This is a genomic window from Hyalangium sp., from assembly GCF_035629615.1.
Classification (GTDB): domain Bacteria; phylum Myxococcota; class Myxococcia; order Myxococcales; family Myxococcaceae; genus Hyalangium.
This window is the reverse complement of record NZ_DASPHO010000666.1, coordinates 1-10,260: the sequence shown is the minus strand read 5'-3', so window position 1 is coordinate 10,260 and position 10,260 is coordinate 1. Positions and strand designations below refer to the sequence as shown.

Annotated in this window: 6 protein-coding genes and 1 pseudogene; 4 read left to right on the top strand and 3 right to left on the bottom strand. The window is 67.8% G+C overall.

What is annotated here, in order from left to right:
• Positions 1–101 precede the first annotated feature (101 nt).
• Entirely contained in the window at positions 102–1,775 is a 1,674-nt protein-coding gene (locus tag VD972_RS33835) for an iron ABC transporter permease (protein WP_324992930.1), read from the bottom strand.
• On the bottom strand, positions 1,772–2,821 hold the full coding sequence (locus tag VD972_RS33830; protein ID WP_324992929.1) for an ABC transporter substrate-binding protein: 1,050 nt from the start codon (positions 2,819–2,821) through the stop codon (positions 1,772–1,774). Before VD972_RS33830 ends, VD972_RS33835 begins: the two co-directional genes overlap by 4 nt.
• A 175-nt stretch (positions 2,822–2,996) precedes the next feature.
• Here VD972_RS33830 and VD972_RS33825 point away from each other — a divergent pair, with 175 nt between their 5' ends.
• On the top strand, positions 2,997–4,418 hold the full coding sequence (locus VD972_RS33825) for a type VI secretion system contractile sheath domain-containing protein (protein WP_324992928.1): 1,422 nt from the start codon (positions 2,997–2,999) through the stop codon (positions 4,416–4,418).
• A gap of 21 nt (positions 4,419–4,439) precedes the next feature.
• Here the strand turns inward: VD972_RS33825 and VD972_RS33820 are convergent, their stop codons facing one another.
• Complete coding sequence (locus VD972_RS33820) at positions 4,440–5,600, bottom strand: hypothetical protein (protein ID WP_324992927.1); 1,161 nt, start codon at positions 5,598–5,600, stop codon at positions 4,440–4,442.
• An 89-nt stretch (positions 5,601–5,689) separates the two neighbouring features.
• On the opposite strand from VD972_RS33820, the gene VD972_RS33815 reads away from it, so the two are divergent.
• The 3 genes and pseudogenes from VD972_RS33815 to VD972_RS33805 form a co-directional block, all read left to right on the top strand.
• The gene (locus VD972_RS33815; protein WP_324992926.1) at positions 5,690–7,168 is read left to right on the top strand and encodes a hypothetical protein; all 1,479 of its coding nucleotides are present in this window, start codon (positions 5,690–5,692) and stop codon (positions 7,166–7,168) included.
• Positions 7,169–7,207: 39 nt separating this feature from the next.
• Complete coding sequence (locus tag VD972_RS33810; protein ID WP_324992925.1) at positions 7,208–9,277, top strand: peptidoglycan-binding protein; 2,070 nt, start codon at positions 7,208–7,210, stop codon at positions 9,275–9,277.
• A gap of 35 nt (positions 9,278–9,312) precedes the next feature.
• A pseudogene (locus tag VD972_RS33805) lies at positions 9,313–10,260 on the top strand (hypothetical protein); the annotation flags it as partial.

The following is a 10,260-nucleotide window of genomic DNA, read 5'->3' as shown; positions in this document are numbered from 1 at the left end:
GAGCGAGACGAACTCGCCCTCGCGCACTTCGAGCGTGAGGCCACGGACCACGGGTGTAGCACCGAACGACTTGACCAGCCCTTCGAGAGCAATAGCCGCCATCACCGCACCTCCGCGGCACGTCTTTGCACGAGCGAGAGGAGCCCCTGTCCCAGCAGAACGAGCGCCACGAATGCACAGGCGAGCACCGAAGCGGCGGCGGGGTCCGCGTAGCTCTGGAGCTCGAACAGGAGCGTGCCCAGCACCTGGGAGCCGGCCGGGACGAGCAGGACGGACATGGTGATCTCCGTGGCACAGGAGAGGAAAGCCAGCACGAATGCGGCGAAGAGCGCGGGCCGCAGCAGCGGCAGCGGTGCGTCGATGAAGGCCCGCAGCGGGCCGGCGCCGCTCACCCGCGCCGCCTCCGCGAGCGACGGATCAATCTGCGCGAGCGCCTCTGAGGTGTTGCGCGTGCCCAGCGCGAGGTACTTCGCTGCGTAGGCAATGAGGAGCAGCCAGGGCGTGTGTGAGAGCGCCAGGACCAAGGCGATCCGATCAAAGAGGATGAACCTCAGATCGCGCGAGAACGCGATGAGGAGCGCGATGGCCAGCACTGTCCCGGGGACGGCATAGGGCCAGACGGCGAGCGCCTCGATGCCGGCACCCAGCCGACGGAACTGGCGCTGGAGCACGGCGCTCGCGAGCCCGAAGGCGCAGACCAGCAGGCCCGCGCCCGTTGCGAGCAGGAGACTGCGCCCCATGGCCTGCAGCGTGCGCGCCTCGAAGAGCACGCCCGACCAGTGCCTGAGCGTCAAGCTCTCCCAGGCCAGCGTGGCGCCGAAGCTGCGCTGGATGGAGGTGAGCGCCACAGCGCCAAGCGGAAGCAAGACGAGCAGCACGCCCACAGCGCCTGCCGCCAAGGTGGCGGGCAGCCGGGCTCGTCCCAAGGGAAAGAGCCGGGGAGAGACGCCCTTGCCAGCGCTCAGGCGCACACGGCCGGATCTCCCCAGCGCCCAGGTGGCCCAGAGCGCCAGGGGTGTAAGCAACAGGAGCGCGGTGGAGAGCACCACGGCACGCGCGAGGCTCCCCTCTCCTCCGAGGAGGACCAGCTCGTAGATGCGCGTGGTGAGGACTCGCGTAGGAGGCGTCGCGGACACGCCGAGGATGTACGGCACACCAAATGCGGACACCGCCATGAGGAAGACCATCACCGCCCCGGAGAGCAGCGACGGCATCGTGAGCGGAATCGTCGCCGCGAGCAGCGCGCGAACGGGCGAAGCGCCACACACACGCGCAGCCTCCTCCAGTGCCGGGTCCACGCGTCGAAGCGCGGCCGCCCCCGCGAGCAGCACGAGCGGCAGCCCCGACAGCCCCATGACGAACGCGATGCCACCGGGGCCATAGATGTCGAGCGTCCCTTCTCCCAGCAGTCGGTTCAGGTACCCCGCGCGCGGGCTGGCGAGCGAGATCCACCCCATGCCCCAGATGAACGGAGGGATGGCGGAGGGGAGCATGAAGAGCACCGCGAAGGTGCCGCGAAGTGGGAGGTCCGTGCGGAAGAGAAGCAGCGACAAGGGCGCACCGAGCGCGAACGCGAACACCGAAGCCCCAAGTGAGATGACGAGCGTGTTCACGAACGCTCCCGCTTCGCCCGAGAACGCGGAGAGCGCATCGCCGCCAAGAGCCCACACACTTCGCAGGAGCAACACGGCCACCGGGCCGAGGGCGAAGAACAGGACAGGCCCCAGCCAGGCGCCGAGCCCAAGCCACCGAGGGAGTGGCTCTCGCGCGCTCATCGCGAGAAGGCCTTGCTGAACGTCTCCTTGATCTCCCCGCCGCGCGTGAGGCCCCGCTCGATGAGAGCGGGAGTCCAGAGCTGGGAGCGCGTCATCAACAACTCCAGGCCGTCCTCACCGCGCGGCCCCTCGAGCCGATCATCCACCGCGTGCATGTCCCCCTTCCCCACGATGATGCGCTGGCCCTCGAGTGAGAGGAGCACGTCCACGAGCGCCTTGGCTGCCACGGGGTTGCGCGTCGTGTGGAAGAGGGCCACATGGCCGGGGATGACGACAGCGCCGTCCTCGGGCCAGACGATCTCGATGGGGCTGCCTCGCGCCTTCGCGGCGAGGGCGTTCTCGAGCAGCAGGACACCCGCGTCCACCTCCCCGCTCTCCACCTTCTGGAGCACGGCGGCATTTCCTCCCGCGACGATGGCTCCCTTGTGGCGCAGCTGTGCGAAGAAAGCCCCTCCATATTTCTCATGGATGAACACGGCCCAGGTGAACGCCGTGCCCGAGGTGAGCGGATCGCCAATGGCAACGCGTCCCAGCCAGCGCTGGCCGACGAGGTCCGCAAAGGAGGCCGGTGGGGGCACGTCCCCCTGCCTGTGGACGAGGACCATGGTGGACAGGCGCACAGCCGCGTAGCGGGCGTCGAGGTCGAGCAGCGCGCGAGGGACCCGGAGCACGTTCGGAGAGGCGTAGCGCAGGAAGCTCCCCTCGCGCGCGAGCCGCTCGTACAGGAAGGGATCGGACGTGGCGATGACGTCCGCGCGAACGGCGCCCGCAGCTCGCTCGGCTTCAAGGCGGCTGGCGACCTTCTCGCTTCCCGCCTGGTACCAGTGGACCTGGACGTTCGGGAGCTTCTCCTTCAGCAGCGGAGCGAGCGCATCCAGCACGTGCTGGTACATAGAGGTGTAGACCCACACCTCTCCAGAGGGCGCACCTTCCTGGACCGTCGAAGCGGGCGCATCCGAGGGCGCAGCCGATTCGATGCGGCACGAGGCCAGCAGGACGAGCGCGGACGCGAGACCGGCCCGCAAGAGGAGGCAGAGGTGTGACATGCACTGCGGATTATGCGGCCCAAGCGTGAAATGTCACCGAGGGCGCGTGGCAAGGGGCTCACGGCACGCACGGGACAAACCTGCCTGACAGCCAGACAGGTTCGGCTAGTGTGAGGTCCTCCACCTCGAAGCCGCTAGGCATCCCTTGGACGTACCCCCACCGTCAGGCAAGCGCGTGCGCTGGCTCGTCGCCGGGGCCTTCCTCCCCACGCCCTCGGGACGCCGGTTCCCTCTCACCGAGGACTTCTTCACCGGGCAGCTCGGAAGCGCCGCCAGCCGGCTGCGCCTCACCGTCCAGGACCGAATCGGCTCCGGCGACGCGAGTTCCTATGAAGTCTCCTTCGAGCGGCTGGGCGCCTTCCATCTCTCCGAGGTCGTCAACTCCGTTCCGGATCTGCGCACGCTGCGCCCTCTTCTCGAGGTGCTGTCCGGCGCTCGCATGCCGAGCGTCGAAGAAGCCGCTCGCCTCGAAGATCTCCTGAGCACGGGCCGCCTGTCCTCTGCCATGGCCCAGGCCCTCCGTGGCTCTCGCTCGCCGGAGGACGCCCGCCGCATCGCGCGCGCCGCCCTCGAGGAGGCCCTCTTCGCCACCGCGCGTGACCTCCTCCACCATCCCGTCGTGACACGGCTGGAGTCCACCTGGCGTGGGCTCCACTGGTTGAGGGAGCACTGCCCCGCCTCCGCGGGCATGGACATCGAGGTGCTCGATGTCGAGCCCGCCTCGCTCGTGGAGACCCTCGCACAGTGCCTGGACGTCCCTCCCCTCCAGCGTCCCGATGCCTGCTTCATCCTGGACGCGAGCGAGGACATAGACACCCTGCACCAGCTCGCGGCCCTGGGAGAGCAGGCCTCGCTGCCCATGGTGGCGGCCGTTCCCTTCTCCTTGCTCGGAGAAGGACAGCAGCCCGCCAGCGAGCAGGAGGCCCGCTCACGAGAGGCGTGGAAGCAGCTGCGCTCGGACGAGGCCTCACGCTGGCTATGCGCTGCCCTCAACCCCGTGGTGATGCTGGCCGAGCACCAGGGAGAGATCCGCCGCCAGTGCTTCACCAGCCCCGCGCTCGCCGTGGCGGCTTTGCTTTCGGCCAGCTTCCGCGACACGCGTACCTTCGGCCGCCTCGTCGGGCCTGGGAGCGGGACGCGCTCGCCCGCGGTCTGGCAACCTCACGCGGGCTCCACCGTGTCGACCGAGGCGGGCCTCTCCCTGAGGGAGCAAGAGCGGCTGGCCGCGCAGGGCCTGCTCGCCGTGAGCGGATGGTGGGACTCGAACACCGTGATGCTGGCGGCGGCCCCCACCGTGTATGGCGGCCGTGACGCCACGCGGCTCCCCGGGCAGCTCCTCACCGGCCGCCTCGTCCGCTTGGCTCAAGAGCTCGCCGAGCGCCTGCCCACGGGAGCCAGTCCTGACGCGGTGGCCGCCGCCTTCTCTCGGGCCGCCGAGGCATTCCTCCCCACTGGCTCGGGGCAGGACTGCCAGCTCCATGCGCGGGTGGTGTCTACCGGGAACGGCGAGCGGGGCGTGCAGGTCCGCGCCTCGCTCAGGCCCGAGCTGGCAGGCGCCCATGTTCAGCTCGCCTTCACCCTGCCGCTGCCCCGCTGAGCTCCTGGCCCTTCCGCAAGCTCATGGCCCGGACGGCTCGGGCGAGAAGGATGCGGACTCGATGTCCTTGACGGAGACGAGCTTCTTGTTCATCCGGGTGTCGAAGACATGCGCTGATTTCGTCTCACCGGCCAGGGCCACCACGAGCAGCAGCCCACCCCTGGCCTGAAAGCCGAGGCGGTCGCCCTCCTTCGCCGTCAGCCCCTCGAGTTCTACCAGCTTCCCCTCCTGCTCCCAGCGCACAGGAGCAGACGGGAAGAAGGTGCCCTCTTCCGGATCCCGCCTGCCCCGGTAGTGGAGAGTGCCGCCCGGCGTGGACAAGGACATCCACTTTCCAGACGGCTCCTGTCCCGGCAGAGCGGCCTCCAGCCTCTGCGCTGCACCCTCCGAGGCCTCCTGCCCAGGGGGATCCCCGAACAGGGAGAACGTCTGGACAGGCAGAGCCTTGGCGGCCTCGAGCACGTCGACTCCGGGGGAGCTCTCCGGCTCGAAGAAGCTTGCCTTCGCCTCGAAGCGCTTCCACTCCGTGCCCTCCAGCCGGTATGCCAGCGCCAGCCCTGGCAAGCCCTCGCCCCCCTTCACCGGGTAGCGCTGGCCCTCGAAGGTGATGAAGCGCTCACCGCCCTCACCCTTCTCCAGCGCGCGGTGGACGAAGACGAGCGCCACAGGGCGCCCCTGCGCATCGAAGCCCACCATGTGGATGGACGCCTTGTCGGGGCCGGCCCCTCCCGTCCCGCCGGGCAGTCCTTTCAAGTCCATCGGCTTGCCACTCTTCCCCGCGAAGTCCACAAGCCAGGTGCGCGGCTGGGCCCCGTCGCCCACGGCAAAGCTGAACACCAGCCCCTGGGTGCCGTCCGGGCTCCAGGACAGCAGGGACTCGTCACAGGGCGCGTCAAAGGTGTAGTCCGTGAGCGCCCCGGAGGGGAGCGGCTGCCGGACCCACTGGCAATGCTGAGCGTCCACGGGCTTCAGGTACGACAGCGCGGTGCCTGAGATGGCGGCCGGCGCTGGCGTTGGCGTGGGCTCCTTGCTGGGAGCGGGCGTCGCGGTGGGCTCCTTGCGGGGAGCCGGTGCAGCGGCAGTGCCTGTGTCCGTGGCGGAGCTCTCACGAGGCTCCGACTTGCAGCCTGCCAGGACGAGCATAACGGCGAGCCACAGACGGCTCCGGCAAAGCAGAGGCATGGAACTTCTCCGTCTCGGGTAGGAAGGGGGGCGCAGACTACTGGTACACCGGCCTGGGGTGCTAGAGAACGAAGCCAGGAGGTCCATCCGTGTCCCTGTTCCTCGCGTCCACCACGCTCCTGCTGCTGGCGGCCACTCCCGCCACGGGCGATGTCACCCCTTCCCAAGGCTTGCGACTCCACGAGGGGTTGCCCGCGGGCTTCAAGGTCGACGGGAAGCTGGGGGAGTGGAAGCTCCCCGCCTCCATCACCTTCGGGGCCGACAGCCAGGTGGCCGGCCCTTCCAAGGTCTCCTCGCCGCAGGATCTGTCCGCCCAGGTGTGGCTCGCCGTGGGAGCCGAGGGACTCGCCGTGGCCGGTGAGGTGCGAGACGACAAGGTCCAGCTCTCCACGAAGCCCGAGCACATCAACAATGACCACGTGGAGATCTGGCTCGCCCTGCCCCAGCCGGTGATGCCTCCCCTGGCCTTCGTCAACCAGTTCGGAGAACACGCGGTGCCCACCGCCGAGGCCTGTGAGAACAACGAGGCCATCGTCGAGGGCACGCCCGCGGACTGCCGCAAGTGGTGGAAGAAGCAGGCGGACCTCCGCAAGCAGCTCGTGCGTCCGTTCATCGCTCAGTACGGGCTGATGTCCGGCAGCCTGGTGCGCTTCGGCCAGAAGGGCACGGTGGGCTCCGTTCGCTACGAGCCCATGGCAGGCGGCTACCGCTTCGAGGCGCTCATCCCCCCGAGCGCCTTTCCACGGTCGGCCCAGGCGCCGCTGCAGAGCCTCCAGGTGCTCGTGGACCTGGTCGACAGCGACGAGGGCAAGGGCAAGCTCGAGACCTTCCTGTCCTCCTCGAAGGGCCGCCGCTTCGGTGACCCGAGCACCTTTCATGCGGTGACGCTCGCCAGGCCGCTGCGGTTCGGCGCATGGCCGGCGCTGCTCGAGCGCGCCCTGAAGGCCCATGAGAGCGGCTCGTACCAGCCGGCGCCGGACGCCCGCTCGCTCGAGGTGTGGATCAACCCAGCGATCGGCTACCAGTACGCTCCCGAGGCACCGAGCCCCAAGGTGGTGAGCCTCGACCTGTCCAAGCTGGAGGAGCAGGCCACGCTGGGAGACGTGCAGCTGCTGACGGTGCCGGCGCAGGTGGAGGTGACCGGAGACATCGGCCACTGGGTGGTGTCGCGGCGCGACAAGACCCTGCTGGACGCACAGTACAGCGGCACGCGAGTCCTCCTGCACACCCAGCGGCCACCGGGGCTGCACATCCTCCGGGTGACCGAAGGCATTCAGTCCCTGCTGGGGACCGGGACGTGTGGCTCCTGCCCCCAGGTGACCTTCCACCTCGTGAAGATGGATCCCGAGGGCCGGTTCTCAGAACCCGAAGAGCTGGAGGGCGCCTCCAGCCAAGGCCAGAAGGTGGACTGGGAAATCACGCCAGACCTGTCACGCATCGAGGCTTTCGTCCATTGGCAGGAGCGAGCACCGCGGCACCTCTCCGTCCGCTACACGTGGAACCCGAAGACGGGCCGCTACGACCCGGAGCGATTCGAGAAACCCCCCATGGAGGACGAGGGCGGGTAGGGCTATGATGCCTCCGCGGCATAAGAGGAGGCAGACGACATGGCCCCGGCATGGAGAGTCGCAAAGTCACTGGATCAGCTCCTGGCCGAGTTGAACAGCATCGCTCCCAAGCGAAGCAAGGCCAGTGACGGCTCCATTGGCGATGCGGCGCACGCCGCCTCGGACAGCGACCACAACCCGTGGGTCAAAGACGGGAGCATGGGAGTGGTGACGGCGCGTGACCTCACCCACGATCCTGCCAACGGCGCCAGCATGCACGACATCGTGGCCCAGCTGGTCAAGCGCCGCGACCCTCGTATCAAGTACATCATCTGGGACCGGCAGATGTGGCGCTCCTACGCCAAGTCCGCCACTCGCACCAAGCCCGCACTGCCTGCGTGGACTCCCGCGGCCTATACCGGCGCCAATGGCCACACGCACCACGCTCACATCTCCGTGAAGACGGACAAGGCCTTGTATGACTCCGCTGCCTCGTGGGGGCTCTCCAAGACGGCGGTGACCTCCGATACGGGAGGAACCTCCACCACCGGAGGAACCTCCCACACCGTGTCGACGAAGACGCCCAAGTTCGAGACGTATCGCACCGGAGTCGCGCTGTCGTCTCGCACCCTCAAGGAGGGCAGCGCGGGGGACGACGTCAAGTCGGTTCAAGCCAAGGTCGGCGTCCGTGCCGATGGTTACTTCGGTCCGGTGACGAAGCAGACCGTCATCGAGTGGCAGAAGGCCCACAAGCTGGATCCAGATGGAATCGTTGGGCCTCTCACCTGGAAAGCGCTGACGGCTCCTTCTGGCTCGCCCAAGAAGGACACCCCATCCCAGGACACTCCGCTGGTGGGGACCACCGAGTTCATCAAGGCCGGTCGCACCTTCCCTAGCAGGGATGGCTACCCGCTCTATGCCCAGGGCTACGACAGCACCACAGGCAAGAATGAGACCTGGGGGAGCATCGTCATCGCCAGCGCGTCTGGGAAGAACGTCAGCCAGATTGGCTGTGCCATGACGGCCGTCACGATGGCCCTCAGCGGCATCACCGGCAAGGCGATCACGCCGGACGAGATGGCTGCCTTCATGAAGAAGAACAAAGGCTTCGGGACTGGAGGAGATATCCAGTCGTGGGACCTGATGGGGAAGCTGGTCACTCCCGAGGTTGATCTGGTTCGGCTCCTGGATGTGAAAGCAGACAAGATCGACCAGGAGCTGGACGCAGGACGCCCTGTGATCGTCCACGTCGACTACTCGACCAAGGTCAATGGCACGCGGGAAGGCAAGTACGACGGGACGGGCGATCACTGGTTTCTCGTCACGGGCCGGACCCAGGCCAAGGTCTACCAGGCCAATGATCCCGCTGGCGGCAAGCTGATCACGCTGCACCGGATGCCGGATGGCAGGCTGGAGGCGGACACCGTCACCAAGTACGGGACCAAGTACCGCACGGTCGGCAATGCCGTCACGTTCAGCCGGGGCCCAGCGGTTCGCGTGGCGGACAACAAGAACCAGGCATCCACCCACACCTCGACGACGACGGTCACCCTCGTCCCGACCCAGACGACCCAGATCGTCACGGCCAACACGAACCAGACAAAGTCGCCGCTGCCCGCCTTCCAAGGAGGGGATCGCACGGCGACCGTCAAGGCGATCCGTGAAGAGTGCGTCCGCCAAGGCGTCACCCTGCCGGAGCAGATCGCCTATGTCCTGGCCACCGTGCAGCTCGAGACAGGCGACACCTTCCAGCCCGTCAAGGAGGCCTACTACCTGGGAGCCAAGGCCGAGGCGTACCGGAAGAACAACCTGCGCTATTACCCGTATTACGGGCGCGGCTACGTCCAGCTCACGTGGAAGGAGAACTATGCCAAGTACGGCAAGCTCCTGGGCCTGGAGCTGGTGACAAGCCCCGACCTCACCTTGCGGCCGGATGTGTCGCTCTACGTGCTCGTGCATGGGATGAAGACAGGCAGCTTCACGGGCAAGAAGCTCTCTGACTACATCACTGCGTCCAGCGTCGACTTCCGCAAGGCGCGCGCCATCATCAATGGCACGAACAAGGCCGAGCTCATCGCAGGGTATGCCCGGAAGTGGCTGAGCTCGCTGAAGCTGAAGAACGTCGCCTGAGCGGCCGCTTCCCAGGTGAGTGAGGAGGCCCCGAGGTGAGGACGGCATTCCAGGAGGAGCTTCAGCTCGAGCTGACGCTCACGTTGGGAGGGAAGTCCTTCTCCATTCCTGGCGGCCAGGTGAAGCATGTGGCCTTGCACATGGCCAGCCATGGCTTCACCGGCTCGGTCACCTTCTGGACCTCGATGGAGAAGAAGGACGCGCCGCTCTTCACCGCCTTCCAGAAGCCGGATCTGGCCCAGGTGCGGCTGTCCGTGGCCTCGGTGGATCCCACTCTGGATCCCCCCCCCGCTCCGCTCCTGGTGCAGGGGCTCGTCCGCAGCCGCCGCCTCATCGCGGAAACGCACGGTGACACCAAGGACACCGAGCGCGTCTTCCGCCGCTACACCCTCGAGTTCGCCGACGCTGCCCAGGTGCTCTGGCGCCAGCACCGCCCCGTGGAGCTCCACACCGACATGTCCGTGGCGGACATCGTCGACGCCCACAAGGCCAGCCTCCAGATCTCCCAGGACTGGGCCGTGCTCCGGCAGAAGCTGCCCATGCTGTGCCTGGCACTGGGCGCGGACTCCCCCGAGGTCAGCTTCTACGACTTCGTCCTCTGGTACGTGGACGCGAACAACGGCGTCTTCAGCTACGACTCGCAGAAGAACGAGTACCTGCTGGCCGACAGCAAGCCCTCCTCGGGCACGGCCGCCCCGCTGAGCCGCCTCCGGGTGGGACACGTGCAGGTGCACCTACCTCAGGCCATCCGCCACTCTGCCCGCGTGCTCAACGCCCTGGCCGAGGGCCCCACCACCGAGGCGCTCGAGCAGGCCCAGGCCGTGGCCGGCGTGTCTCATGACGTGATGCTGCGCACGCCCATCACCGCGCAGGCCGAGCAGCGGCAGAAGCTGGAGAAGACACGCCTCCAGGTGCGCGAGCGGCAGCTCCAGGTCTCCTTCAAGCAGTTCCCCTCGGTGGATGTCTTCCCTGGCGCGCTGCTT

Bases quoted from the DNA above. Each gene is read 5' to 3' on its own strand.
- VD972_RS33835 (WP_324992930.1), bottom strand. From the start codon at position 1,775: ATGAGCGCGCGAGAGCCACTCCCTCGGTGGCTTGGGCTCGGCGCCTGG.
- VD972_RS33830 (WP_324992929.1), bottom strand. From the start codon at position 2,821: ATGTCACACCTCTGCCTCCTCTTGCGGGCCGGTCTCGCGTCCGCGCTC.
- VD972_RS33820 (WP_324992927.1), bottom strand. From the start codon at position 5,600: ATGCCTCTGCTTTGCCGGAGCCGTCTGTGGCTCGCCGTTATGCTCGTC.
- VD972_RS33810 (WP_324992925.1), top strand. From the start codon at position 7,208: ATGGCCCCGGCATGGAGAGTCGCAAAGTCACTGGATCAGCTCCTGGCC.